The organism is Vibrio sp. E150_011 (genome assembly GCF_053544015.1).
Window position 1 is genome coordinate 233,739 of record NZ_JBHFOL010000004.1, and the last position, 25,716, is coordinate 259,454.

Here is a 25,716-nt window from a genome sequence, read left to right on the forward strand (position 1 = left end):
ACATGGATATTCTCTCTACTTTTGGAAGTATGTTTTGGCATATTTTCACGTCACCACTGTTAATACTCATTCTTGTTGGCAGTACATTCTTAGGCATTATTTTTGGTGCCATGCCTGGCTTAACGGCGACATTAGGGGTGGCATTGCTTACTACCCTTACCTATGGATTAGATAATCAAACCGCTCTACTGGCGTTATTGTCTATCTATGTTGGCGGTGTGTATGGTGGAATGTATACCTCCATTTTACTTAATATTCCCGGAACAGCCGCCTCCGCCGCCACTGCAATGGATGGCTATCCAATGGCACAAAAAGGTCAAGCAGGACGAGCGTTTGGTTTAGCAACCACCTCGTCACTAATCGGCTCTGCTATTGGTATGGTTTTTGTCGCCTTACTCTCACCAGTTATCGCGAAAGCAGCGCTGCAATTTACTTCCTATGAATACTTTTTACTCGCCCTTTTCGGTATTTTGATTTCTGGCAGCCTAACTTCTCCAGAGCTTGCTATCAAAGGTTGGATTGCAGGGTTGTTTGGCATTTGGTTATCGACGATTGGCCAGGATCATATGCAGATGTATCCGCGCTTCACGATGGGGATACATGAGCTCGACAATGGTATTGATGTTGTCCCGGTACTCATTGGCGCATTTGGAATACCACAAATCATGTCAGTGCTTGAGTCTAAGATGAAGATGGGGTCGATGAATGCCAAGTCAATAGGTCGATTACTGCCTGACTTCAAAACAATGTTTAGTAATACAAGAAATATCATCGCCTCTGCTTTGACCGGGGTCGGTATTGGCGCTGTACCGGGCATTGGAGAAGATATAGCGGCATGGGTTGCCTATGGGATTGCTCGTAAAACCAGTAAAAGACCCGAGACATTTGGTAAAGGTGCGCCTGAAGGTGTGATATCAACCTCGACGGCGAACCAGGCCTGTGTGGGTGGCGCTATGATCCCACTGTTAAGCCTTGGTATTCCGGGGTCGCCACCAGCAGTGATGCTACTTGGCGCCTTGATGCTCCATAACGTCGCTCCAGGCCCTATGTTGCTGAAAACCAACCCATCGTTCATTCCAGAAGTGACCGCAATCTTGTTTGCTGCCGCGATTGCAATGTGGGTGTGCGGCATGATTTTGTCTAAACAAGTTATCCATATCCTTCGTATCCCACAGACCTTGTTTATGCCATTGATCGCGGTGCTTTGTGTTATCGGTTCATTTGCGTTGGGTATGCGTGTGTTTAATCTCTATTTAATGGGTATCATCGGTATTATTTCTTACTTTTTCATTAAGCTAAAAGTACCTATCGCACCACTGGTTATCGGTGTGATATTAGGCCCAATGGCAGACACATCATTACGTACTGGGTTAAAAACAACCGGCGGTAGCTTGATGCCATTAATTGAGCGTCCAATCTCCTTTATATTGGTTTGTGTCATTGTGATGATTATTTGTAGTCAGATCCCCGCGGTTAACCGTGCAATACGCTCACTATTTAACTCATTGAAGAATCGATTACCATCTCATAAGGAAGCATCATGAAAACAATAGTATGTTTGGATGGCTATACCCTAAACCCCGGCGATAACCCATGGCAACCAATAGCATCCCTAGGCTCGTTTCGTAGTTACGATAGAAGCACAAATGGTGTTGAGCAAGTTATCGAACGCGCGCGCACCGCAAATATTTTACTGACCAATAAGACCCCTATAACTCAAGAAGTGATAGAGGCTTGCCCTGAATTAGAGTGTATTGCTGTTCTCGCGACGGGTTACAACGTGGTTGATACCCGTTATGCAAAGCAGCGCGGAATTCCGGTCATGAATGTGCCAGTTTATGGCACTGATACCGTTGCTGAGATGGTGTTTGCACACATTTTTCAGTTTGCTCGCAATGTGGCATCAATAAGCAATGACGTAAAAGAAAACCTAGGTTGGAGTCGAAACAACGATTGGACATATTGGCTGTCCCCACAACTTGAATTAGCGGGAAAAACCATCGGCATCATAGGGTTTGGCAACATAGGCCAACGCGTCGGCGCCATCGCGTCGGCCTTCGGTATGACGGTACTAGCCCATGATGACTACTGTAAATCTCAACCAAACTACGGACACGAAATAGTGCCACTAGAGCGCCTACTAGAGAGCTCAGATATTGTTTCGCTGCACTGCCCAGCACTTCCCGCTACTGAAAACCTTATCAACCAAAAAAGTTTGGCGCTAATGAAACCCAATGCCATATTGGTGAATACCTCAAGAGGGCAACTGGTCAACGAAAGTGACCTTGCTATAGCGCTTAACCAAGGTGATATATACGGCGCCGCTCTGGATACCTTGTGGCAAGAACCTCCAGCAGAAAACAATCCATTATTAACCGCAAAAAACTGCGTGATCACCCCGCATATTGCTTGGGCTACATTAGATGCTCGAATACGGATAATGAATATGGTCGCAGACAATATAAAACACTTTATTGAAGGAGTACCAAGCAACGTTGTCAATCGCTAAAGAGCTCTAACCGATATAGCGGCTACCACTATTACAAATGCGACGACCGGCAGGATGACGAATATGACAATAGAAATTAACCATTTTGGTTTTTTTTACAACCAAGAAGTTAACGAGGTGACGTTGACATCGGCAACAGGAATGTCTGTGTCACTATTAACCCTTGGGGGGATAATCAAGAATCTTTTGGTCCCTATTCGTAACGGTCAGCGGGTAGACGTCGTTCTCGGTTATGACACTGTGCAACAATACGCGAATGATAGCCACTACATGGGCGCTATCATTGGTCGTGTTGCCAATAGAATTGAGAATGCTAAGTTTCGGTTTAACGAGCAAGATATTTCAGTTAATGGCAATGCCTACGACGGAAGACACTGTGTACATGGTGGTCGGTTTGGTTACCACCACCGAGTTTGGACACTAGAAGAAACCGCTGAAACTGCTGACTTTGTTTCAGCTACCTTCACCCTGAAAGATGGCGATGGGGAAGAAGGCTTTCATGGTAATTTGCTTTTAACGGCAACCTACACCTTAACATCGTCCCCTTCGACTTCAGAACACCAGGGAGCAGAGAAGCGTGAAACAAACAACACATTAACGCTTACCATCGATGCAACCGCCGACGCTGCATCCCCAATAAGCCTAACTGCACACAGTTACTTTAATCTCAATGGACATGAATCGACAGATGTGAGAAATCATTTGTTAACACTGCCATCGCAAAGCGTGCTTCAACAAAAACACGACCGTATTCCGAATGGAAACATTATGTCGATCGCTGACTCAATCTTTGATTTCTCCACTGGAGAGAAGCTATCGAAAAGCATAGACAGAAATATTGATATCAACGACTCTTATACCCTAGCCACAAATAATACGATACGAAACATCGCCAAGTTACGTACTCAGGAACTGACCTTGAACGTCTTGTCTAATGAGCAAACCGTTCACTTTTATAATGGGCATAACCTTCACAAGGTACAGGGAAAAAAAGGGGTTATCTATGGAAAATTTTCTGGGGTGTGCATTGAACCTAAGGGGTATGTCAATTCAGTAAACCTTGCTCAGTTTCCAACATCGATTGTATCTCCAAGTGTGCCTTATAATCATACTATTGTTTATGACTTTTCTACTTTGCCATAATTGATACAGCGATGACAAAGATTGGTAATGGGACTTAAAATTGACTCGGCTAGCTAACTTTTCCTCTAAACGCCTTACTTTTTCAATTTTAGTTAAAAGTCTAAGTACCACTTTAGGAAATACTTTTTGATACCAATCTCGTCCAGACTTCACATCAAGAATATGAACAAAATAGCACCTGGTTTCAAACACCGCCTGCCAACAATACTTTTTGGGCAATGTTGCTCTACCTTTAGTTTCCGACTATTTTGCTCAACCCAAATAAACCGCTAACTCAATATCGCTAAGTTACGTGGACCGTTTCCAACGGTAACGCCTACATAACGGTGGCACTAACACATTACTGCACCCAAAAATCAACCGAAGACGCGTTACTCGTCATCCGAGTTCGTTTGGCGCGCCATGTAATTTCGAATCACCAAGTCGAGCTGATACACCAGTTCAAACTCTTCTTCAGGGCGGCTTAGGAGATCATCCAATTTCTTGAGTGTGCTCCCCTTGGCAACCGGTCTTCCTGCGGCTTTTCGTTCCATTTCTGTGGTTGGCAATAGCTGTAATAGGCTGACATCCAATGCCTTGGCTATCGCACACAAATCCGAAAACGTCAGCTCGCTAGTGAGTTCTCGATTGAGCTTGGCATAGACACTGCTTTTAGGTAAACCCGACTTCTTCGCAAGATCAACACGACTCCATTTTGCCGCGGCTAATGCAAATTCAATTCGCTCGATGAGCATTCCGCGCAATTCAGGATCCGAAAATCCAAAAAACTCATAACCGTCTGAATCCAGTTCCATGTCCAAAATACCAAATTATCATCATTAACATGTCCAGATTTTAGACTGCCAAACCGTTAACTTAAAGCCATCGACAATGAATATGCCGCGTAAATCGCATTAAACCATCCAATAACTGAGGTATCCCACATGAAAACAACACTTTTATCACTTTTGATTGCCAGCGCATCTTTCGCCACCTACGCCAATACAGCTGGCGACAACCTCCCTTATTTTTCTGGAGAGCGGGAAGCGGTTCAATCGGGGGCGCTGGTACTTGATATGTCTGGTCAGTCTGATCAACAACTGGCGAAAGCCTTATCCGAAATGGAGAGACTGTCACCAAACCCAATCGTTATCGAAGCCGCTGAGCGTGCGATTAACAATAACCGTAAACTCGCACCTGAATACACCAAAATGATGGAAGCCCAAGCCAAGTTAAAAGGCGTGTCTGTGGCGACCTTGTTTGCTGCCGCCGTCAATACGGATTGGGTCGTGAATGAAAGCATAAAAAAAGGTACGGCTGACACGATTTCAGGCTGTACCACGGTCGCGTTCAATAATGGTATCGTTGGTCAGACCAATGACTTGTCACTCTCGGCACTGACCGACCACACCACTCTAGTAAAAACCGATGATAGTCTATTTGTGGTAGCCGATGGCGCACACTTTCAAGGCATGGGACGTCATGTCGGTATCGTTCTTAACTTCCTTGGTGAACCATCAGGAAAAAGTGGCATCGACGCCGATAACCTAGTGACTCATGACGCGATTTTCGCGGCTGCCGTGCAACAAGAGCGTGTGGAAGACGTCATCAATATGCTGAAACCCTACAGCACAATTGTGGCGCTAAACTTCACGGTGGTCGATGATAAAGGCGCGAGCGCCGCAATCGAGATCAGTGCTGACGGCATGAACGTCATTCGAGGTGAGCGTGGTGTCGCCCATGCCAACCATAACCAAGACTTTCGCCAACAGATGAGCCAGTTAGAAACCGAGTACGAGATGAATGCAGCGTTCTTTGACACGTTTGCCCGCGAAGATGCCGCCAATCTATTTTTGGATTATTCGCAAGAGTTGAGCGTTGAAGGGATGCAATATCTGTTTAATCAACGTCCAATCAATCTCACGAAATATAACGATAAAGATTTTGTGACCGTTGAAGCCATGGTGTTTGATGTGAAGAATGGCTGTGCGTATGTATCGGGGGATAACCCACGTTTCAGTGAGTATACTAAAGTGTGTTTAGATTGAGACACGACCGCTAAATAATAGGTTATAGGGATTGACCGTTTATTTGATTAAGCAAAGTGGCGATGAAACGCAATCTTCATCGTCACGTCTTGTTCATCAACATCAATGGGTAACCACTAATTTTTATTAAGTTGACCAATAAATTTGTCTGACTCGCTAATGGCGGCGTTCATTTGCTCAATCGCCAATTGAATGTCTTTTTCTAGACTGATCAGCTCTCCCTGCAGCGACCCAATCGCACTAGCGTTAAGGTTATGTTTTAAATACAGTGTATTGTCTCTGAGGGTATCAAGAACCGGTGTCATTTTTGCTTCTGCACGTTTCATGGCCTTAATCATCACTTGGTAAGACGATTGAGTTTCACGCAATTTTTGTTCACTTGAGCGTCGTAATTTGGCGCTCGAATAGAGTTCGAGCTCCTTTTTCCACTCTTCAAACAAGGCATCAGAGACATCTTCCACCGCCGTAATTCGGGCGCGTACATCATTGGCCGCTTTCTCGCTGTCTTGATACTTCTCGTCGATCTCTTTGTAGACCGACTCTAAGTCTCCTCCATCAAACCCAGACAACGCTGATACTGCCTCCAATGCACTAGTAAACTCTTCTTGAGCGTCAACTTGTGATTCTTTGGCGTCTTCTACGCGGTCAATCATGATATCGCGTTTATGATAACCTACCTGTTCCATTGCCGAATAATAGGCCGACTGGCAGCCGACGAGAGTTGTCAAAGACAGTGCCGCAATAAGTAAACAACGCATGTTTATGTATCATCCATTACAATTAGTTAACATCCTTTATCACTATAACGACTCATTAGACTAACTTTCAAGATACGACCTCACTTTTTCGCTATTGTCTTAATAACACGCCACATTGGATCACTATGCATGACTCTATAAACCACGCACATCAAATCCCGGCCATTCAGCAGGTTTTCCAAACCCTAGAGCACCATTACGGTTGGTTTGACTGGTGGGCAACCCCTCAGCCTTATGACATCATGGTTGGCTCGGTACTCGTACAAAATACGACGTGGAAAAATGCCGAAAAGGCGCTTCACAACTTGGGCCATGACCTGACACCTGCCTATGTGGCAAGCTTACCTCTTGAAGAACTGGCAAACAAAATTCGCTCCAGTGGTTATTACAACCAGAAAGCACTGAAACTCAAAGCCCTTACTCAATGGTATGCCCAGTATGGCTACGACATGAAACGAGCCCGAGCCCAAGCGTTGACGACCTTGAGGGGGGAATTACTGGATATTAAAGGCGTGGGCGGTGAAACCGCCGATGTCATACTTGTATATGCCATCGGCAAACCTTCATTTGTGATTGATGCTTACGCGAGAAGAATTGTGTCAAGAAACGGCATCACAGTACCACGCGGGTATGAAGCCTTTCGGCTGCTAATGGAGAGCGCTCTCTCCGTCACTAGCGTAACGCCTATTAATTGTGAGGCAGATGTGAGAGTCCACACTGGCACTAGCACTGATGCCGATACTGATACTGATACTGATACTGATACTGATACAAAACGATACGCTTATTATCACGGACTCATTGTTGAGCACGGACAGCAGTTTTGCAACAAGGTACCAAATTGTGGCAGCTGCCCGCTGGGGCCAAGCTGCCCTAAAATTGGCGTTTAAACATCTAACGTTAGTGGTTAAGTTTCTAACGTGAATGTTTACGTTCCTAACGTTACTATCTAGCTTTCTAACTTAAGTATTTATCTTTCTAAAGCTGCGTCATATCTAGCTTTCTTCCAAGGTGCATAACCTCAACATCGGCGTACCCAAGGCGAATCGCCTCAAACTGATGGCTCATTTCTAATGCTTGAGCGGCATCTTTTGCTAACACTGAAACTAGGTACACCGGACGTACGACATTCGACATAACGGTTTGTGTATTAATGTAAGATGAAGATACCGACCCAACCTGATTTAATGCAATAACACGTTGTAGATCAATGCTTAAGACTCGGTCTATCTCCATCGGTTCAATCCCCGATTTCCAGGTCAGTGTCAGGCCGTAATGATTATCTTGCGGCGTTGAGTCTAACCACTTTGAACCCAAGGGTTGGACGTGACTTATCGTCACAAGATTTGCTTTGTAAAGTGGCAGTCCTGCCAACGTGGTTCGAATATCCGCTTCACTGTCACCTTCCATGACAAACCGTAATAGCTGCGTCGCTTTATCGCCAACTTGGCTGTCGGTAACAAACATATCTTTCACCCGACCATTATCGATAAACTGTTTAAATGCCTGTTTTTGCTCTGGCATCTTTTCGAGCACTTGATAGATGTCTTGGGTATTCCATTGCAATTCAACACCATAATCTTGCGCCATCGCGACGTTAGGAAGAAGCACGAATACGGTAATACTAGATACGATTTTATTAATTAGTTTCATGAACTTACTCTCTTTATGCTTATATTTCTGTGATTTTATTTATAGGATTCATTTCGGTATTACGGATATCACCACCTTGAACGGTATGAACGATGACAACTGCGGCATGTGGACTCTGCCGATTTAATCGCCTGCTTTGCCTGTTTTTCATTTTGGTCTCTGACCGCCTCCTTCAACGAGGCGTAGCTGTCGGTCATTTCCAGCATTAAGCGATCAAATTTCTCAGGGCTTTCCCAAATGTCCGACTTGGCTTTGCCTCCCTTTTGCGCCTCATTTACAAACGCAGTCGAAACAATATTGCTGTCCAGCTGCAGTTTTTCACTCATCAGTTGCACTTCGTCCCAAGCGATATGGTCTTGATCGAGCAATCTTGATACGGATTTCGTATTCGATTCAATATCTGAAAATGCTTGTTGTCGCTGTTCAACTGCATTTGCCAATGTCGTGGTACTACTCAACATTAAAGCGCCGCCAATCAGTACTCGCGTCCATGATAGAACGACGTTTTTCGTTACTTCTCTTGTGTTCAAACCTTTCAAAATAGTCATGTCATGCCCTTTTCTTTTTTGTCTGCTTGATTGCCTGATTCATAATTTACACAACAACTGTTGCGCACGCAACAGTTGTTGTGTAAATTAAATAAACTTTTCCAAGATGAGGTCATAAAAATGAAGAAAATAGCGATATGGGATCTGGGCACACGCGTCTATCACTGGGCTCAAGCGATAGTGTTTACAGCACTAATGGTAACGGGTGTAACAGGGAACGGCCCGCATACCCAGTTAGGTCTTGCACTTTTTACTTTACTTACCTGGCGTTTTATCTGGGGCATTGTCGGCAGCGAAACCAGCATTTTTCAGCAATTTGTTGCTTCCCCTAAAAGAGTATGGGCTTACATCAGAGGCATTCAGCAACTGAAATTAGGTCATAACCCACTAGGAGGCTGGATGGTGATCACACTACTCACTAGCCTACTTCTACAGTGCTTGACTGGGATGCTTCTTGCTGGAATGTTTGATGGTTTAAGCCTCATTGGTATCGAGTTTCCAGATGTTATGTATGGAATGGCAGAGCAGCTTCATGTGCTACTCGCGGACGGGTTACCGCTGTTAATCATGTTGCATGTTGGCGCCGTCATCGTTTATAAATTTAAATCTAAGCCTCTTTTGTGGGCCATGCTGTCTGGTTACCAGAGGGTTTCAAGGGACACGCCAGTTGATCAACCTGTGATCGCCAGTCATCGACGAGCAATAGTCGTGCTAATGGCAGCAACATCAGTTACTATCGCAATAGTTGCTATTTCAATGGTGTAGAACATGGAACAAGACTTTGAACGAAAAACGAGCTTTGGTTGGTTGCTAAATGTCGTGGCTAATCATGCGTCGAAAGAATTTGATAAGCGCCTGAAAGAGAAAGGACTAACCCTAGCACTTTGGCCAACGTTGATGTGCTTATGGGAGAAAGAAGGCATCACACAGCGAGAAATTGCCCAAATGTCGAAAGTAGAAAGTTCTACCACAACAAGAACGCTCGATAAACTGGTGGCACTTGGGTTAGTAGAGCGTCAGGCCGACCCTGAAAGTCGCCGCTCATTTCGGATTTTTCTGACGGCTGAAGGTCAGGCACTTAAAAATGAAGTGATTCACTTGCCTGTAGAAGTGAATCAACAAATCCTTTCAGCGCTCAATCCTGATGAGCAAAAAACCATGATTGGATTACTACAAAAAATGGTCGCTCAGGTCTAGCTGCTCAATGATTGAGAAGATCATACTGACATGACCTCCCATATTATGGGAGGTCATTACGAATAAGTAGCTCTGTTTTCATACACCTTAGACGTAAGAAAATAACAACGCTTCAAAAACAGCACATCTACGAAAAGATAGTAAAGCTTCTCACTAACTACAGTACTTGCCGTTTTTCACTGACTCACCGATCACTGGGCCATGTGCGTCGATACACTACGACAATATGGCGCGTCAGTTAGCCTTTAAGCTCAGATAGCTGATCAGAGAACCAAATCTTGCGCTGAAAGCGCGGGTTCTTAGAAGACATATCGATCTTATATGGGTTCTCTTCTTCTAAGCGCTGTGGGATCGCTAAGATCTTGCTAAGCTCCTGCGCCAAATACTTCTCAATCTTCAGCACCACCATTTTCTTGCGTAAGCGGCCTTGTTCATCACGGTTAAGAATGGTTGGCATAGTATTCAGCGTTAGAATTTCACCCAATGCAGGGTGAGACATGCGCTCACGCCCTTCAGTACTGGCGTAGAAGTGTGAAACCGTAAACACCATATTCTCAGGTTTAAGCTGCTGTAGGAACTGACACGATTTCACCACCGTTGAACCCGTACGTACCATGTCGTCAAACAGTACGATGCTCGATTTTTCCAGCCCCTCGAAAGTATCTTCACTTTCTTTATGCAGTGTGATTTCCACTTTGCGCTCAGCAGTACGCTCTTTATCCAACATGATAAATTTAGCTTTACTCAAACCAATTCTGTTGTACATCTCTTTAACAAAGTCGCGCGCCCCTTTGTCTGGTGCACAAAGTACCAAGCCTTCACCGTCTGGACCATAGTTCAACATGTTAGAGTTAAGTAGATAATGGGCGTAAATCTGATAAGGAATGAGGTTATAGAAACGGCCGCCAAACACATCGCCAAACATCTTCTGCACCGAATCAGAGTGGTTATGTACCGTGACCACATCATCAACGCCAGACAGCTTTAGTAACTGCGCATACAGTTGCGCGGTAAACGGCTGACCATCAAACTTCTTAATGTCTGAAACGGAACGCTCACCACCTGTATCGCCAAGCTCAGGGCGTGCACCACGATCTTGAGCAGAGAAGAACAGATCAGGCTCCACCAACACCACACGACTGGCACCATTTTCTTTGGCAGCACGGGCAATAATAAAGTTATGCATCGCCAACTCTTGGCGACTGGTAACCAGGTTGCCGGTGCTGACGATCACGACAGTCTTACCTTCCAAACTGTTGCCGATATTGTCTGTGTCGTCTTCATCGGAAATAAAGCGCGGGCAAAATTCGGTGTTCATGAAGTGCTTCATACTGATGACATCTGAAATGTCTTCATGTTGTCCCATCGCATAGGCGACATCGATGGCAAATGGGTTATCGGAAGAGTTACTAACAATCACTATATCGCTAGATAGTGTGTTTTGGCTGCTCATGGCATTCCTTATTAATTCGGAAAATGAGTGGGTTGTGATGGGGGTATTCTAGCGGTAAAGCGAGCAAAACGGCAGAGGGAATTCCAGGTTTGTGGTCAAGGCTTATGATATCGCGGCTAGGCTATCCCTTTGAGAGAGTCTAATGACTTTCGGTGTGTCTTTTTCGTCTTCTCGAAGGCAGGCAAAATGAGTTCACTTATCAACTAAGCTAAGCGGCACTTGGTTAAACAAGATCTCACCGTTTTTGCTCTGGCGCTTAGTTGTACCCCTTTCCTACTTAGAGTTCATATTTTTCACTAAACACATGGGCTAATATCAATCAATAATCCGTAATGTGATTCGCTCCAGTAAGACTAGAGTCTGGGCAGTCCAACTCTATTAAGTCAGTGTCCAAAACTATTAACTCAGTGTCCAAAACTACTGGTGCGAATTAAGAAAGTCTTGGTCACTTCATTCCTATAGGTAAAATAAAGGACCGAACGTTTCTACGTTCAGTCCTCTTTCTTCCCTCCAAATATATATTCATGTTCAAGCGGTAATGATTGCCCTAACAGCACCTACCTCAGAGATAGCCTTTTAATAGTAAAAACTAAACACAAATTAAGGCTATATCGACACTAGCTATAAACTATATAAAAAGAAGAGATTGTCTAACCACACTATTACTAAGCGCTTCAAAGTTAACCTATATAATAGCATTTACACTGTTATTTAATTAAATACATTAATACTTTTTGTAATTAGGTTTACGTTTCTCAGCAAATGCTGTCATACCTTCACGCTGGTCCTGTGAACCAAATAGGGCATGAAATAATCGACGCTCTAACTTTAGACCCGGTTGTAACGGCGTTTCGGCTTGTTGGTTAACGGATTCTTTGCCAGCCAACACTGCCATTCTCGGGTTATTGCAAATCAATGTCGCAAGTGCTATTGCTTCTTCGATGTGCTTCCCTTCTTCCACAATTTTAGTTATGACTCCCATATGTTCTGCTTCTTGTGCATCAAACACTTTACCGGTCAGGATATATTCCATCGCTTTAGCCTTACCTATTGCACGCGTAAGACGAGCAGGGCCTCCCGCCCCAGGAATGACACCTAATGTAACTTCAGGTAAGCTAAATTTAGCCGTAGGGTCAGCAACAACCATGTCACACATTAGAGAAATTTCAGTTCCACCGCCAAAAGCCACACCACGAACAGCAGCAATAACAGGTTTACGTAGTTGAGCCACTTGGTCAATTTCAGATGCTAAGTCTGTAGTAAATGCACTCTCAAAGTCTTGTGATGCGATCCATTTTAAATCGGCACCTGCGCAAAATGCTTTGTCGCCTCCAGTCAAAACCATACACCCAATATCATTATTGCTATCAAAAGCTTTAAGTGCATTTACAATATCTATTGTCACTTGATAATTTAGGGCATTAAACGCCTCAGGTCTATTAATAGTGACGAGTCCAACTTGGCCAATTTGTTCTGTTTTAACGTATTTATATTGAGACATATTATAGTACTCCAAATTTTTTAAAGGTTAGGGTTCATAAATTTCATGAAGATATTAGTCGTTCTCGTAGCTGTTTTTTGGATATCCTATCCAAGGTTGAACGCGGAAAATGGTCGATTATGTGTATTGCTACGGGAACTTTAAAATCGGCAATTTTCTCTTTGCAATATTGAGTAATTAAAGCAAACACCTCATTAGGCTCATGCTGTTTTCCCGCTTTATTAAGCGATATAAAAGCAACCGGTACTTCACCTAGCATGTCGTGTTGTTGGCCTATAACCGCGCACTCCATAATTAAACCGGTCTCACTTATCGCGGTTTCAATTTCTAGTGCCGCCACATTTTCACTGCCAATTCGTAACATGTCGGTCGTGCGAGATACGTAAAACATCCAACCTGCGTCATCGATATGGATGCGGTCCCCTGTATCCAACGCACCACGCTCATTAAACAACGACAGCGTTTGTTTCGGGTGGCGGTAATATTCTTTAAAGAGCGTGACGCCTCTTTCACCATAGATATATAGTCGCCCCTCTTCCCCTGGCCTTGCTAGGCCACCATCATCCTTACGAACCTCAACTCCGTAAAATGGTGATGGTCGACCAATATTGCCAGGAGGCCCAGGATGGTCTGGATCCGAAACGATACAAGCGGACATCGTCTCCGTCATACCCCACAACGCCATGGTTTTAGTGCCAAATTCTTGTTCAATCTCAGGCAAGCGCTCTAAACCGACCATAAAACGAACTTGATGCTCAGGTACCGGTCGTCCAGACAAAGCCTTGAACGCAAACGGAATCATCGACACCCAAGTAATGCTGTGATTAACGCAAGCATCCCAAAATCGCGAGGCAGAGAATTTTGGTTGTATGACGACAGTGCCACCAGTCCAAAGAGTACTCAGCAAGGTAATCTGTGCATTTGCATGAAACAAAGGTAAGTACAGCAAAGTAATATCGCCTTGATTCAAGCGCATATTGAATGCCATAGACTTTCCTCCCCACATCGCATTTGCGTTTGTCCATAATGTGGGCTTTGGGCGCGATGTCGTACCTGACGTAAATTGCACTGCAAAATCACGTTGATGATCAGCAGGTAATACAGTGAGTAAAGAATCACTATAAATAGAAGCAAAGTGCTCAGCATTACTTGGTAATGCTTCAGCACCCGCCACTATGAGTTGGGTACCACTTTTACACGCCTTCGAGACAACGCTATGTAAAGAAGGCTGAGTAATAGCGACAACAGGTTGCATCACTTCACAGAAGTGTTTCATGTTGTCGCTCGTTGACCGAGTGTTGGTGGTAACAGGAATTGCGCCAATATAAGCACACCCAAACCAAGCAATAAGAAACTCAGGGCTATTATCAAGGTGGATCAGTACAAAATCACCGTCTTGAATGCCTCGTTCAACCAATCCTGAAGCAAAGCGCTTAGCGTCATCAGCAAGTTGTTGGTACGTCCAAGAACATGGTTCTCCTTCAAACGGAGCCCAGACAATGAAATCCTTATCCGGTTGACGTTCCACCCATTGGTCAAGTAACCAAACAACACTCATATTCTGAAATTGATTGCCTTTAGATACTTGTTCTATGTTAGATAAATTAGCCAATATCGAGTTCTCTTATTTTCTTGGTAAACCAATAACACCTGATTCTGAAAGTGCTGCGATTTGTTGTTTACTGTAACCAAGAGACTCAAGTTCAGTAATAGTATGCTCGCCAACACCTGGAGGCGTTCTCGGTTTAACCTTACTTACACCATCGGCTTGAATATGAATTGGGCTATCAATCGTTCGCATCCCATCAGTACCTTCAACATCAGGAAAACAACCATTAGCGATCATATGCTCATCATGAATACATTCTTGCGTTGTCTGAACTGCACTGTAGTTAACGCCGAACTTGCTTAATCGCTCTTTCACTTCTGCGAGATTATGCTTACCAACAATCCCGTCCATTTCAGCAAACAACGCTTGATGATTCTGGCTAATTAACTTCGGAGTAGAAAAACGCTCATCGTGTTTAAGTTCGTCGGCATTAAATGCTGAAAACAGGTTGCCTATATTGTTCGGATTTAACTCAACAATGATGATGTAACGGTTATCTAAGGTTTTATATACCCCACCAGTGACTGGGTTTGGCCACTCTTCACGCTCAAACTTAGGGAAAGCAGAGGTCCCTGCAAGGGCAGCTTGTAATAGGCTTGAATTGGCCCACAAGCCCGCCCCCATCAAAGATGTGGACACCATTGAGCCTTTCCCTGTACGTTCACGGTGGAATAGACCCGTCATCACAGCACTAAATAATGTTGTAGCAGTATTAAGGTCACCAAAACCGATAGGTAAAGGAACTGGACCACCCGTATAAGGGCGAAATTCATCCATAGCACCGGTTCGCGCATACCAAGCCGTCATATCAAACCCTGGAGCATCAGTGTCTGACCCCTCTAAACCAAAACCATTTACCCATGCATAAACGGCGTTGGGGTTAATAGCCTTGATATCTTCATAAGTATGTCTAAGTTTTTCTTGTACTTTACGAGGAGAGTTAGTGAGAACAACATCCGCCGTAGCAATCAACTTATGAAGAGCATCTTGTGCTTCTGATTTTTTCAGATCTAAAGCAACAGATTTTTTACTGCGATTTTGGATATAAGTTGTCCAAGGAATATTGCTTTTAGGCATGCCCGGAGTCAGGTGTCCGTTGCGCCATGGGTCTCCTTCTAGTGGATCAATTTTGATCACTTCAGCGCCATGATCGGCAAGCATTACTGTTGCTGAAGGAGCTGCTGCCATTGAAGCTATTTCGATTATTCGAATGCCATCTAAAATTCCTGCCATGTGTTACCGCCTTAATTATATAGAGTAGATAAAGAAGTTATTTTTCGTATATCTAGCAAAGCAAACTTAGTTACAAAATAAGGGCTCTGAGGAAATACGCTTGAGCACAAAATTAACGTAATAATTTAAACTTACCCAATCGTTTAGGGAGGACTAAACCCTACAATGCTTCCTACCGACTTTTAGCATTACTATATTTATATTCCACATTCCACGTTAAAATTTATTAATGGGTAAAATGAGCGAGACTGGTTACTTCAGTAAATATAACAAGAAAAATAAGTGACGATGTAATTGGCGACAACCAAGAATAACAGCAGCCTCACAGCTAGATCTTGTCACAAAAAACCACCCTGCAACATGGTTGAATTCATCACTCCTGACACTGACCAACTAGAAATAAAGTAAACATCAAAAACCACTAAAAGATGAGAATAAATAGGCTAGTCTATTATCATTGTATAAAGTAAAAACCAATTACCTTATAATCAATGACTTATATTAATAAACCTCAAGAATTAAAAGCAACCCATTGAAAAGTAATGGATAATTATCGATACATCTTATTGAATACAAACTTAGAAGAAAGTATCACAATATATCTAGCATAGTGGAATTGGAGACATTAGGTGCGCAATGAGATATATCACGGGCTACCCAGAAAGAATTAATGGTATTGTTTGTAGGGATTTTATTTTTCTAATCAAGGTACTACAGCAAAATCTCTCAGCTTCACATCATTCAAAGAAATGGACGACCTATTTGAAGCACAGTTAACCAGTGTTTTAGAATGATTATTAAGGTTTGGTATTTTCCATTCTAGCTCAGGTGGTAATATTGGTGTTCACTCCTTAGTCAGAAGTTATTTTTCATTATATTGGCTAATTCATAACTTTCCAGACTAGCAATATCACTGACTCATTTATGTCCAGGAACGTTTTTAAAATTGATCAAACTCGATTGTCCTCCGACAACAATGGTTAGATATAGAGCGAGCATAGGGTCAGATAGAGTTTAAAAGTAGGTAGTGGTTAGGGGGGAATTGGTGATCTTAATTACACATCCCTGTGTAACGTATTCTGAATGTCAGCTGGCTTTAAAGCGCTTCATAAATTGACTAAAGCGTGGAATCAGGCTTTGCACAGTCGGCGCATCGGGAATCTCATTTACAAAAGTCATAAAGCGCTGTGCTTTACTTTTATCACCTTGAGCAGTCCCTGCTAGTATTGCTTGAGCTAAAATTACATGCTCAGCGGTAACGTCCTTATTCGAAAATTCGTGAATCAACATAGAAAATCCTAATAAGTATAAATACGGATGTAATAATACAATATATTGATGTTTATATCGATAGTTTATGGCATTCATCTATGTCAGATTTGTGTGAAAGCAAGACAGTGATGTGCACCATCAATACTGGACAGTGAGCTTAGTGACTTTCCATACTTATGCTAATTCGTGATTTGCTAATACTTGGTTCTCCGAAACTCATTTCTGTCCACAAACGTGCCTGTTCGTTTTCATCAGCGCAAAATAAATTCCGGCATGTGACTGCCTCCACAAATAAAAACTAACCGTCACCCCCTTGAAAAAGGGGATCTTCGTCAGCGCGTTATGAACTTATTCGGGTGTCATTCATTTCTATTTAAGTGAGTCACACGCGTTGGGAAAGCCTCGTCTGCACTAGGATGACGGCCTAATTGGGATAGCTTACAGAGCGATTAACTAAGAGGTCGTGGTCTAAAAAACGAGATGCAGCCTAAACTGCGAATGGCATTTATAAATGCATACAGCCGAGGGGGGAGATAGGTAGCGCCGTATTAGACTCAAACCTAAAAATAGGTATTCAAACGCTACTTATTTCACACTAACCAAACAGTAGTGCTTTTATCAAAAATATCGCCCAGATTTGCAAGGCAATGTATTCCAGTTTTATCAATAACTCCATGTCGTACTCCCTCTTCCTTGGGGTACATCAGTTATATCAATTTCATTGTGAAATAACAGTGAATTATCTTCAACTCACTCCAACGTCATGCAATTTTTTCACGTTGACTGTATTGCAGTAAAGCCCCCTTCGAAGCAAGAGTTCTACCAAACACCCCACTACGAAGCGTCAAATGTTCCTGTCGCGATAAAACTCAAAATCAGCCGGGTCACATACGGATCACGTCTAAGTTTGTCATGCTTAATATTGACCTCAGCGAAATCTTTCATCCCTTCTAATTTGGTCGATTCAACTGAGACCAAGCCATCGTTTGTGTTGTTAAACATCCCGCTAAACACCGGATAACTCCGCGTGCCAGCAATGACACCAAAGTCATAATTAGGGGTGGGAAGCGTATTTGGGAAACTGTCTGAATCCGTCGTTAAAGATGTGGCTGTGCCACCTAGCAATGAAAGGATACCGTTGTTTTCAAAGAAATCCGCCACATCGCTACCATGGTTGGGTGTACCTAAAAACACCACCTCCCCCATCTCTTTAGAGGCGACAAAATCTGGGTGATTAGCGAGATAAGACCGAATCATTAAACCGCCCAATGAATGGCCAACAAAATGCGTTTTGGATTGATTGGTGTGAACAAAATCAGCGTGCTCAAATTGGGTGATGCAATCTGAAATGGCCGTTGAGCTTTCCTGCAACGTTGTTGTAATGGGTTGACGAATTGTGGGGTAATCGACAACGCATACTTGATAGCCTTGCTCAGAGACAAGTTTAGACATCGATTGCATCGACCAAGCACTGCGACCTAAGCCATGCACAATGACAACTTGCTGGCTTTGATGATTAGATAACTCACTTTTTGTTGGCTCAACATTTGGTTTACTGCACCCAAACAAGGTGAATGCGGCGCTTATCGCGACGACGACTTTCCACTTCATACAACCCCTCCAATTCAACAACAGCATATCAAACTGGTAGAACCACGACTAGATAAACTAGCTGCGATCTTGATACCAAAATGACACAAAATGCCAAACTGAGTAAAAGTGTTTGTCTGTTGATTATTGTTCCATTAAATTCAATGAGTTACCTGTAAAACTTATGCGGGTAAGCCATATTGTGTTTGCTGTGCTCTCATCAATCAATAACAGAGGTTATCGTCATGTATCCACTAATTATTTAGCAACAACACCATCTCTTTATCTAAGCAAAAATTGTGCACACATAAAATATAAGCCGTTAGTTACCCATCCATTGATAACCACTCACTCCATACAAGATTTAAGCACAAGACAAATAACTTCCCTCTACCACCACAATCATTCACACATTCAATGTGCATTGAGTTTACATAAGGTTAAAACCACTACCTTTGGCCAAAGTGCACTCTATTAATGCCATTTTTCGTTGCCTAGTGAATATGAAACCGTTAAGAGCATACGCTGAATAAACGCGCGCAAAACCGACTGAATTAATCGAGATAACTACTGTGATGTCCATGACAAAACCCAAATGGCGAACGCTAGTCCTGTGTAGTGTCATCACTCAAATAACCGCGATGACCACACTTGAAAGTAAAGTGAATGAGTTATATTCTAACAACGATGGGGTTGTTGATACACTCAATGTATACCCGTACGATATGCACTCCCTATCCATACTCTACCAACTATTATCGAAGCTGAAGATTATGATCTTGGAGGTCAAAACGTCGCGTTTTTTGACACCTCGGAAGAGAATCTTAAGCGGTCAAAATTACCGATACGCAATCAATCGCCCTATTGACGTTTGGGGAGAGAGCCCTGTAGACGGGATTTACAACGACAATGATGAGGACGGGATAAGCGACGGGTTAGATGAGCATCCTTTTGACTCAAGTAAACAGTGATACCAGCACGGCGTTATTCACAAAGGACAGGGGCTGACATCAGCTTGGTCTTGATGGCGTTAATTGACCACAACAAAATGCGACTCTCGCATCAACACGTGAAAAGAAGTGGCTGCGCAAGCACTTCTTTTGCGACAAGCCCAAACAGCAGCCCTATTATTAGCGCTTTAAATACCATAACCATTGCTGCCTCCTTCTAGCTCATCGATTAAATGACAATCTTTAAGCATAGCGCTAGTTCACAGTAAACGCCGAACTGCGTAGATAAAAAAGCAGCCGCACAAGGCGGCTGTTTTCAGCAATAAATGAACAACGATTTGAAATTCAAATTCTTATTGAATTTTACTACTGCATTGTTTCTTTAAACTGCTCTAACAATGAGCGCTGTTGATCGCTAAGACCTGTCGGGATCTTTATTTGAATTCGAATCAATAAGTCGCCCGTTTCACCTTTACGACTTGTCACACCTTTGCCCGTCATTTTGAATTTACGACCGTGCTGAGTGCCGGCTGGAATTCTCAGTTTAAAGCGACTATCCAGGACATTGACTTCAATTTCTCCACCCAAGGCCGCTGTAATCATATCCACTGGTGAATTGCAGATTAGGTCATTGCCCTCACGTTCTAGGAAAGCATGTGGTCGTGTGGCAATAATAAGCAATAGGTCACCAGCAGGTGCTCCGTGAGAGCCCGCTCCACCTTTCCCTGAAAAACGAATTTTTTCACCGTCTTTAATGCCCGCTGGGATCTTAACGTTGATTTTTTTATGTTCACCATTAATCGGTAAATCCACTACTTTATCGGCACCTTGAACGGCATCAACAAAGTCAACGGTAAGAGTGAATTCATTATCTTGTCCACGTCTAGGACGGGGTTGACGCCCGCGGCCTTGTGAAAACATATCTTCAAACCCACCGAAACCACCGCCGCCGCCAAAGCCACCACGTTGTCCAAAGATGTCTTCAAACCCGCCGTGATGTCCGCCGCGACCACCCTGACCGCCATTTTCAAAGGCCGCATGACCAAACTGATCGTATTGGCGACGCTTATCTTTGTCAGTCAGAATTTCGTACGCTTCTTTTACTTCTTTAAAGCTCGCCTCTGCCGTCGCATCGCCCGGGTTTTTATCGGGATGATATTTCATCGCAAGCCGCTTATAAGCTTTTTTTATTTCTTGTTCTGACGCACCTTTTGAGACACCTAGCACGCTGTAATAATCTTTTTTAGACATGCTAAAACCTCATTACTCATCGACATAAACGCAAATGGGCGTGCTCATTATTTCTGACGCCCTGAATACCGACAAGTTTATGTATTATTACGGATAACTCAACTATTTATTCGTGCGAAACTGGGGTTTATTCATGTTACCGAAGCCAGACCTAGCCAGCGTTCCGCCTATTTTTGCTAAGCCATCTCTTTCCATTCATTTTTGTCTAATAATTACTCACCCTACAGTCAGTTGCTCAACCATCATCCAATCACACAAAAATTCGAGTTATTTGTGAGCGGTCAAACGTCACTATGTAATGAAAACGTAATGCTATCGATATACGGTTCACATTGATAGAAACACAATTGTAACTGGGCCAACCAGTTTTGGAACAAAATTACACAATTTAGTCTAAAGCGTACTTTTATAATTGTGATCTATCGCTAAAATCGTACGGTTGGTAAGGTCTTTTACAAATATGACATGGATCGCATAACACTTCTCTGTTCTTATAGAAGGGTTATTTTTTGACGTTTTTGGGTGCACACATTTAAACAAGACTTTCTCACCTAGAAGAAAGCGCGTTTTTATTCTCCCCCCTCACGTCTTTGTGCTTGTAAGTAAATGGAGTAATACAATGCCAAAGGGAAACCAATATTCACATATTTCGAGCAATGCTCGACTACGTAACACAACGGCTATGATCCTCGCAGGAGGAAAAGGAACTCGGCTTAAAGAACTCACGTCTACGGTAGCAAAACCAGCGGTTTCGTTTGGTGGCAAGTTCAAAATCATTGATTTCGCACTGTCCAACTGTATCAACTCTGGTATTCGTAAAGTGGGTGTTTTGACGCAATATATGGCGCAAGACCTCATTACCCATATTCAGACGGGGTGGCAGTCCACCTATTCAGCGCTGAATGAAGGTGTTCACATTATTCCTGCACAACAGCGAGTAGGTGAAGATTGGTATCGTGGTACAGCGGATGCGATTTACCAAAATTTAGATCTAATGAAGCGTTATGACCAGACAGAACGTATTCTGATTCTAGGTGGCGATCATATCTATAAAATGGACTATTCTCGCATGGTAAACTTCCATGTAGAAAGCGGCGCCGATGTCACGGTAGCCTGTATCCAAAAACCAATTGAACAAGCATCTGAGTTTGGTGTGATGGGCCTCAATGAAGAGGGTGACATCATCAACTTTGTTGAAAAACCAAAAAACCCAACGTGTATGCCAAACGAACCAGACAAAGCGCTGATTTCAATGGGCATCTATATTTTCAACCTAGATGTACTGGATAATGAGCTAAAACAAGCGCTTAATGATCCAAACTACAAGCATGATTTTGGTCACAATATTATTCCAAGCCTCATTGGACGCAGTAAGCTGAAAGGCTACGTTTTTACTGAAAATGGACACCCTGGTGCCAACGGATACTGGCGCGATGTTGGCCAAGTTGAAGAGTACTATGCCGCGACGATGGATCTGCTTGCTCCAACGCCTGAGCTGGATCTCTACGATAAGAGCTGGCCAATCATGACATCTCAAGTACAGCGACCGGGCGTGAAGTTCTTGTTCAATGAATCAGACCGTCGTGGATTCGCTGTAGATTCAGTACTAAGTGCTGGCGCCATCATTTCAGGCGCTGAGGTGACTCATAGCCTTATCTCTTCAGACGTACGTGTCGAAGACCGTTCAGAAGTGACTGACTGTATTCTACTACCAAGTGCCACGGTAGGCATGGATTGTAAGTTACGTAAAGTTATTGTGTGCGAAGGCTGCCAAATCCCAGATGGAATGACGATTGGTTTTGACGTCGAACACGATAAGGCGCGCTTTACTGTCACAGAAGAAGGGATTGTATTGGTCACTAATGAGATGATTGACAAGCTCGTTGAACAGGTTGTCATACCTGTAGCAGGCAAGGAAAAAACCTCTGCGTAATCGTTCAGGATTAACTGGCGCATCGACTCGCTTTGTTGTCTTCGCCAGCTTTATCTCCACGTAAAAAAGGAGCCTTTATAAGGCTCCTTTTTTAACTTTAATCATCGCTACATCGCCATGCTGTTCAGCGATCATCAGCGACGACTGAAAGTTATAACACGGCAATAATATCGTCTTGTGCCAAGCGCGATTTTGGCAAGCCGTAGTTATAGTCTTCACCTTCTTTGTGATAACCCAGAGCTAAGGCAAAGTCACACACATAACCATTAAGTTCATCTTTAAAGATCTCACCAAGAAGTTCTGCATCAACCCCTTCCATTGGTGTTGATGCAATGCCTAGACGCGCGAGAACGTGCAGTGTATTACCTAAGGCAATATAGGTTTGCGCTTTGGTCCACTGTCCATTGTAGCCATTCTCATCTGTATTTAAATCAACAAAACCAAAGGCACCATTTAACATCGTTTCATACATGTCGGCAGGCAAATGGCCAGAGGTCACTTCAACATCGACCACTTTGCGATAGTCATCTTTATTAAAATTTGGATTATGTGCAAATAAGATCGTGTGTGATGCTTCTTTTGCATGCGGTTGATTGAACTGATGCATATTGGCAAAAGAGTCATGAAAGCGTTGTTTTGCTGCATCACTTTCAATCACAATGAACTTCCATGGTTGAGAGTTGATAGAGGATGCAGACAAGCGCAGTGCTTCTTTGATCACATCCATATCTTCCGTCGCGATGCGTTTTGTTGCATCGTATTTCTTCGCGGTATAACGGCTGTTTAGATCTTTGATAATTTGATGAGTCACGTTGCTTTCTCCAAGATTCTAAGAATCTATAATTTGCTATAATAAATGGGGCCTATTTACGGAAATTACTGGTGTCGGAACGCATCGTAAATCTCGTTGTACCCTGCCATCAACCATGTTGACGCCGCTAGAATAAAGGCTCTAGTCAAAAAGAAAAAGGGTCAAAACGTCCAGTTATTATGGCAATAAATGACCATAATCATACTCACCTATATAATCATACTCACCTATTTTGATGAACTCATTTTGACACCTTTCTTCAAGTGCCTCACATTTCTTTACTTCACTATACCTTCGCGTTAAAATTTGAACATACGTTCAAATTACGAGAAATAACGATGGCTAAAGCGGCTAAATTCCAACGTGAAGAAGTCATTCACAATGCGATGCTTCTGTACTGGGAGAAAGGGTTCCATGCAACCTCAATGAGAGCCCTACAAGATGCTATCGATATGAGACCAGGCAGTATTTACGCAGAATTCGGCAGTAAAGAAAGTTTGTATCAGATCACGCTAGATCACTATGCGGAACAAAGTGTTCAACGATTAACACAGACCGTCGCGAATGCAGCATCACCATTACAAGGCTTGAAGCAATTCGTTAGCGATATCGTCGTGCCCACCGATCAACCCACACCAAGCAACATGTGCATGCTCGCGAAAACAGTAGCAGAATTAACGGAGGAGAACTCAGAGCTTTTGGATAGCGCGAGAAAGGGACTACGTCGTATTGAGAAAGAGTTTGCGAATGTCATCAAGGCAGCACAGGACAGTGGTGACGTTGACCCATCTCGTGACGCTCAGCGGATAGGCCAGTATGTGCAAATTCAGATTATGGGTATTCGAACCTATGTTCGAGCCAACCAATGCGATACTCAGCAAACCAAAGCATTGGTTGATGATATTTTTGCCCTATTTATATAACCTAAATTTTTCTGCCCTATCGCTTTATTTGGCCCAACATTTTGTTTAGTCAGTGTACTTTAAACTATGTATTTTAAAACTAAGTACCCTAAGACTAAGTCGTTTGAACCAACAGTTTGAGTTAAATTATTTATTTAACTCAAGTTCAATACGGACAAAATGTTCATCTTCGTATTGAATTTGGTAAGCAAAAACATCATTCGCATAAATCGCGCCAAGGAAAAGGTGCTTTTCTCGAACCGTTCCTCGGAACAGGATCGATATATTGCTCACAAGCTGATTTTTGGTCCCGAAATGCCCATTGAGATCGTCAGATAATACACACAACAAACACCCATCTTCATCATGAGTCAGATCAACTTGTCTTGGGCTTGAAAGAAGCGCCGTCGTCCCTATTTTTTTCTCAATTTCACGAATCAATAATAGGTAGCTGTCCAGGTGTGGTTGGATCGCATCAGGTTTTGCCTCAATCCCTGTCAAAAGTACCTCTTCAAGGTCAACTTGTGACTTTTTGGCCTGCAGGCTCATCGTTTTCAGCTGTTTTCGAACGACTTTGTACTTATTGCTTTTGAGCTTCGGCTTTAACCAACGCACCAAGAGTTCATTACATTTTTCACGATCGAAATGTGTTGTTTTGGCTTCAAGTTTCTTAAATTCTAGGTGCAAAAGGGCGTGAAGAGACACCTCGGTCAACAGTTGAATTGATTCCGAGCTAGACGTACTGATTTGCTTTGAACTGATTCCGTTGTTCTGCATTGTAGTCTGTGTACTTGTATAGAAGGGGGGAATGGTGCCGAGAGAGGGACTCGAACCCTCACACCATAAGGCACTAGCACCTCATGCTAGCGTGTCTACCAATTTCACCATCTCGGCATCAATGAATACAAACCTAAGTCTATTTCATTTGGTTCCAATTTTCTGGAACAAACGAATGTTAACTGACGATATTTTACTTGTATAGCATTTCGTTAGATAAAATCATAAGAACCCGTTCGTTTGATGAACATATGAGCAGTTTGTACGATTCGCCATCACATTGCCTACATATAGAAGCTTGAACCGAAGGCATAGACTCATAAATCTGATTAATGTGTGAACCAAAGTTGACCCACTATATCCAAAACCATGATTCGAATATGATAATTGCACACCGAACTACTTTTCAAAACACGCCTGTAATTAGCGATTCAATGCGTGTTTGACCACTTTACTCTTACGCTAAGGATAGCCTGAACTAAGAAGAACTATGCTCAGACTATTAAATCAAATTTATTCATTGCATCCGTGCGAGCTCTTACCAGCGAGCATTGTTGTCACGACCTCAACGATAGCAATGCACCGTCGAGCTAACGCTC

At 43.1% G+C, this 25,716-nt stretch carries 23 protein-coding genes and 1 tRNA gene; 10 read left to right on the forward strand and 14 right to left on the reverse strand.

All coding sequences use genetic code 11. The features are described from left to right. Nucleotides 1-2 precede the first annotated feature (2 nt). From ACE1OE_RS09400 to ACE1OE_RS09410, 3 genes are all read left to right on the forward strand, one after another. Nucleotides 3-1,544 (forward strand): tripartite tricarboxylate transporter permease, encoded by a 1,542-nt coding sequence (locus tag ACE1OE_RS09400; RefSeq protein WP_102468055.1) that lies wholly within the window; start codon nucleotides 3-5, stop codon nucleotides 1,542-1,544. Then, nucleotides 1,541-2,509: a D-2-hydroxyacid dehydrogenase gene (locus tag ACE1OE_RS09405; protein ID WP_372060990.1), complete on the forward strand. Its 969-nt coding sequence runs from the start codon at nucleotides 1,541-1,543 to the stop codon at nucleotides 2,507-2,509. The genes ACE1OE_RS09400 and ACE1OE_RS09405 overlap by 4 nt, the downstream gene beginning before the upstream one ends. Before the next feature lie 63 nt (nucleotides 2,510-2,572). Next, nucleotides 2,573-3,652 (forward strand): aldose epimerase family protein, encoded by a 1,080-nt coding sequence (locus ACE1OE_RS09410; protein WP_449210838.1) that lies wholly within the window; start codon nucleotides 2,573-2,575, stop codon nucleotides 3,650-3,652. A 371-nt stretch (nucleotides 3,653-4,023) separates the two neighbouring features. On the opposite strand, the gene ACE1OE_RS09415 is transcribed toward ACE1OE_RS09410, so the two are convergent. Then, a complete protein-coding gene (locus ACE1OE_RS09415) occupies nucleotides 4,024-4,446 on the reverse strand; it encodes a helix-turn-helix domain-containing protein (RefSeq protein ID WP_449210839.1) in 423 nt (140 codons plus the stop codon). 129 nt (nucleotides 4,447-4,575) lie between these two features. Between ACE1OE_RS09415 and ACE1OE_RS09420 the strand changes: the two genes are divergently transcribed. Beyond that, nucleotides 4,576-5,679 carry a carcinine hydrolase/isopenicillin-N N-acyltransferase family protein gene (locus ACE1OE_RS09420; protein WP_449210840.1) on the forward strand — a complete coding sequence of 368 codons (1,104 nt, stop codon included), beginning with the start codon at nucleotides 4,576-4,578 and terminating at the stop codon, nucleotides 5,677-5,679. A 116-nt stretch (nucleotides 5,680-5,795) separates the two neighbouring features. Here the strand turns inward: ACE1OE_RS09420 and ACE1OE_RS09425 are convergent, their stop codons facing one another. Continuing rightward, nucleotides 5,796-6,365, reverse strand: coding sequence for a DUF2959 domain-containing protein (locus ACE1OE_RS09425; protein ID WP_372077617.1), 570 nt, complete (start codon nucleotides 6,363-6,365; stop codon nucleotides 5,796-5,798). A gap of 197 nt (nucleotides 6,366-6,562) precedes the next feature. Here ACE1OE_RS09425 and ACE1OE_RS09430 point away from each other — a divergent pair, with 197 nt between their 5' ends. Further along, nucleotides 6,563-7,327, forward strand: coding sequence for an endonuclease (locus ACE1OE_RS09430; protein ID WP_449210841.1), 765 nt, complete (start codon nucleotides 6,563-6,565; stop codon nucleotides 7,325-7,327). An 88-nt stretch (nucleotides 7,328-7,415) separates the two neighbouring features. On the opposite strand, the gene ACE1OE_RS09435 is transcribed toward ACE1OE_RS09430, so the two are convergent. Then, entirely contained in the window at nucleotides 7,416-8,090 is a 675-nt protein-coding gene (locus ACE1OE_RS09435) for a hypothetical protein (protein WP_449210842.1), read from the reverse strand. Nucleotides 8,091-8,158: 68 nt separating this feature from the next. Beyond that, nucleotides 8,159-8,638 carry a c-type cytochrome gene (locus ACE1OE_RS09440; RefSeq protein WP_449210843.1) on the reverse strand — a complete coding sequence of 160 codons (480 nt, stop codon included), beginning with the start codon at nucleotides 8,636-8,638 and terminating at the stop codon, nucleotides 8,159-8,161. A gap of 129 nt (nucleotides 8,639-8,767) precedes the next feature. Between ACE1OE_RS09440 and ACE1OE_RS09445 the strand changes: the two genes are divergently transcribed. Together ACE1OE_RS09445 and ACE1OE_RS09450 are read left to right on the forward strand one after the other, a co-directional pair. Beyond that, a complete protein-coding gene (locus tag ACE1OE_RS09445) occupies nucleotides 8,768-9,403 on the forward strand; it encodes a cytochrome b/b6 domain-containing protein (protein WP_449210916.1) in 636 nt (211 codons plus the stop codon). Nucleotides 9,404-9,406: 3 nt separating this feature from the next. Continuing rightward, a complete protein-coding gene (locus ACE1OE_RS09450) occupies nucleotides 9,407-9,835 on the forward strand; it encodes a MarR family winged helix-turn-helix transcriptional regulator (protein WP_449210844.1) in 429 nt (142 codons plus the stop codon). Nucleotides 9,836-10,073: 238 nt separating this feature from the next. Here the strand turns inward: ACE1OE_RS09450 and ACE1OE_RS09455 are convergent, their stop codons facing one another. The 6 genes from ACE1OE_RS09455 to ACE1OE_RS09480 form a co-directional block, all read right to left on the reverse strand. Further along, entirely contained in the window at nucleotides 10,074-11,288 is a 1,215-nt protein-coding gene (locus ACE1OE_RS09455; protein WP_372061004.1) for a phosphoribosyltransferase family protein, read from the reverse strand. Nucleotides 11,289-12,012: 724 nt separating this feature from the next. Continuing rightward, a complete protein-coding gene (locus ACE1OE_RS09460) occupies nucleotides 12,013-12,789 on the reverse strand; it encodes an enoyl-CoA hydratase-related protein (RefSeq protein ID WP_449210845.1) in 777 nt (258 codons plus the stop codon). Nucleotides 12,790-12,832: 43 nt separating this feature from the next. After that, on the reverse strand, nucleotides 12,833-14,401 hold the full coding sequence (locus tag ACE1OE_RS09465; RefSeq protein ID WP_449210846.1) for an AMP-binding protein: 1,569 nt from the start codon (nucleotides 14,399-14,401) through the stop codon (nucleotides 12,833-12,835). 12 nt (nucleotides 14,402-14,413) lie between these two features. Beyond that, the gene (locus ACE1OE_RS09470) at nucleotides 14,414-15,631 is read right to left on the reverse strand and encodes a CaiB/BaiF CoA transferase family protein (protein WP_449210847.1); all 1,218 of its coding nucleotides are present in this window, start codon (nucleotides 15,629-15,631) and stop codon (nucleotides 14,414-14,416) included. A gap of 1,086 nt (nucleotides 15,632-16,717) precedes the next feature. Continuing rightward, entirely contained in the window at nucleotides 16,718-16,921 is a 204-nt protein-coding gene (locus ACE1OE_RS09475; protein ID WP_449210848.1) for a pyrophosphatase, read from the reverse strand. Nucleotides 16,922-17,737: 816 nt separating this feature from the next. Beyond that, nucleotides 17,738-18,514, reverse strand: coding sequence for an alpha/beta fold hydrolase (locus ACE1OE_RS09480; RefSeq protein WP_449210849.1), 777 nt, complete (start codon nucleotides 18,512-18,514; stop codon nucleotides 17,738-17,740). Between the two features lie 560 nt (nucleotides 18,515-19,074). Between ACE1OE_RS09480 and ACE1OE_RS09485 the strand changes: the two genes are divergently transcribed. Continuing rightward, nucleotides 19,075-19,464: a hypothetical protein gene (locus ACE1OE_RS09485; protein ID WP_449210850.1), complete on the forward strand. Its 390-nt coding sequence runs from the start codon at nucleotides 19,075-19,077 to the stop codon at nucleotides 19,462-19,464. Nucleotides 19,465-19,809: 345 nt separating this feature from the next. Here the strand turns inward: ACE1OE_RS09485 and ACE1OE_RS09490 are convergent, their stop codons facing one another. Beyond that, nucleotides 19,810-20,694 carry a DnaJ C-terminal domain-containing protein gene (locus tag ACE1OE_RS09490; RefSeq protein WP_449210851.1) on the reverse strand — a complete coding sequence of 295 codons (885 nt, stop codon included), beginning with the start codon at nucleotides 20,692-20,694 and terminating at the stop codon, nucleotides 19,810-19,812. 619 nt (nucleotides 20,695-21,313) lie between these two features. On the opposite strand from ACE1OE_RS09490, the gene glgC reads away from it, so the two are divergent. Further along, entirely contained in the window at nucleotides 21,314-22,627 is a 1,314-nt protein-coding gene (gene glgC / locus ACE1OE_RS09495) for a glucose-1-phosphate adenylyltransferase (RefSeq protein ID WP_449210852.1), read from the forward strand. A gap of 151 nt (nucleotides 22,628-22,778) precedes the next feature. Here glgC and ACE1OE_RS09500 read toward each other — a convergent pair whose 3' ends face one another. Then, entirely contained in the window at nucleotides 22,779-23,438 is a 660-nt protein-coding gene (locus tag ACE1OE_RS09500; protein ID WP_372061015.1) for a nitroreductase family protein, read from the reverse strand. A gap of 338 nt (nucleotides 23,439-23,776) precedes the next feature. On the opposite strand from ACE1OE_RS09500, the gene ACE1OE_RS09505 reads away from it, so the two are divergent. Continuing rightward, on the forward strand, nucleotides 23,777-24,361 hold the full coding sequence (locus ACE1OE_RS09505; RefSeq protein WP_449210853.1) for a TetR/AcrR family transcriptional regulator: 585 nt from the start codon (nucleotides 23,777-23,779) through the stop codon (nucleotides 24,359-24,361). A gap of 126 nt (nucleotides 24,362-24,487) precedes the next feature. Here ACE1OE_RS09505 and ACE1OE_RS09510 read toward each other — a convergent pair whose 3' ends face one another. Next, on the reverse strand, nucleotides 24,488-25,117 hold the full coding sequence (locus ACE1OE_RS09510) for a DUF2913 family protein (protein ID WP_449210854.1): 630 nt from the start codon (nucleotides 25,115-25,117) through the stop codon (nucleotides 24,488-24,490). Between the two features lie 32 nt (nucleotides 25,118-25,149). Next, nucleotides 25,150-25,234, reverse strand: a tRNA-Leu gene (locus ACE1OE_RS09515). Nucleotides 25,235-25,716 lie beyond the last annotated feature (482 nt).

Bases quoted from the DNA above. Each gene is read 5' to 3' on its own strand.
- ACE1OE_RS09400 (WP_102468055.1), top strand. From the start codon at position 3: ATGGATATTCTCTCTACTTTTGGAAGTATGTTTTGGCATATTTTCACG.
- ACE1OE_RS09405 (WP_372060990.1), top strand. From the start codon at position 1,541: ATGAAAACAATAGTATGTTTGGATGGCTATACCCTAAACCCCGGCGAT.
- ACE1OE_RS09410 (WP_449210838.1), top strand. From the start codon at position 2,573: ATGACAATAGAAATTAACCATTTTGGTTTTTTTTACAACCAAGAAGTT.
- ACE1OE_RS09415 (WP_449210839.1), bottom strand. From the start codon at position 4,446: ATGGAACTGGATTCAGACGGTTATGAGTTTTTTGGATTTTCGGATCCT.
- ACE1OE_RS09420 (WP_449210840.1), top strand. From the start codon at position 4,576: ATGAAAACAACACTTTTATCACTTTTGATTGCCAGCGCATCTTTCGCC.
- ACE1OE_RS09425 (WP_372077617.1), bottom strand. From the start codon at position 6,365: ATGGAACAGGTAGGTTATCATAAACGCGATATCATGATTGACCGCGTA.
- ACE1OE_RS09430 (WP_449210841.1), top strand. From the start codon at position 6,563: ATGCATGACTCTATAAACCACGCACATCAAATCCCGGCCATTCAGCAG.
- ACE1OE_RS09435 (WP_449210842.1), bottom strand. From the start codon at position 8,090: ATGAAACTAATTAATAAAATCGTATCTAGTATTACCGTATTCGTGCTT.
- ACE1OE_RS09440 (WP_449210843.1), bottom strand. From the start codon at position 8,638: ATGACTATTTTGAAAGGTTTGAACACAAGAGAAGTAACGAAAAACGTC.
- ACE1OE_RS09450 (WP_449210844.1), top strand. From the start codon at position 9,407: ATGGAACAAGACTTTGAACGAAAAACGAGCTTTGGTTGGTTGCTAAAT.
- ACE1OE_RS09455 (WP_372061004.1), bottom strand. From the start codon at position 11,288: ATGAGCAGCCAAAACACACTATCTAGCGATATAGTGATTGTTAGTAAC.
- ACE1OE_RS09460 (WP_449210845.1), bottom strand. From the start codon at position 12,789: ATGTCTCAATATAAATACGTTAAAACAGAACAAATTGGCCAAGTTGGA.
- ACE1OE_RS09470 (WP_449210847.1), bottom strand. From the start codon at position 15,631: ATGGCAGGAATTTTAGATGGCATTCGAATAATCGAAATAGCTTCAATG.
- ACE1OE_RS09475 (WP_449210848.1), bottom strand. From the start codon at position 16,921: ATGTTGATTCACGAATTTTCGAATAAGGACGTTACCGCTGAGCATGTA.
- ACE1OE_RS09480 (WP_449210849.1), bottom strand. From the start codon at position 18,514: ATGAAGTGGAAAGTCGTCGTCGCGATAAGCGCCGCATTCACCTTGTTT.
- ACE1OE_RS09485 (WP_449210850.1), top strand. From the start codon at position 19,075: ATGACAAAACCCAAATGGCGAACGCTAGTCCTGTGTAGTGTCATCACT.
- ACE1OE_RS09490 (WP_449210851.1), bottom strand. From the start codon at position 20,694: ATGTCTAAAAAAGATTATTACAGCGTGCTAGGTGTCTCAAAAGGTGCG.
- glgC (WP_449210852.1), top strand. From the start codon at position 21,314: ATGCCAAAGGGAAACCAATATTCACATATTTCGAGCAATGCTCGACTA.
- ACE1OE_RS09505 (WP_449210853.1), top strand. From the start codon at position 23,777: ATGGCTAAAGCGGCTAAATTCCAACGTGAAGAAGTCATTCACAATGCG.
- ACE1OE_RS09510 (WP_449210854.1), bottom strand. From the start codon at position 25,117: ATGCAGAACAACGGAATCAGTTCAAAGCAAATCAGTACGTCTAGCTCG.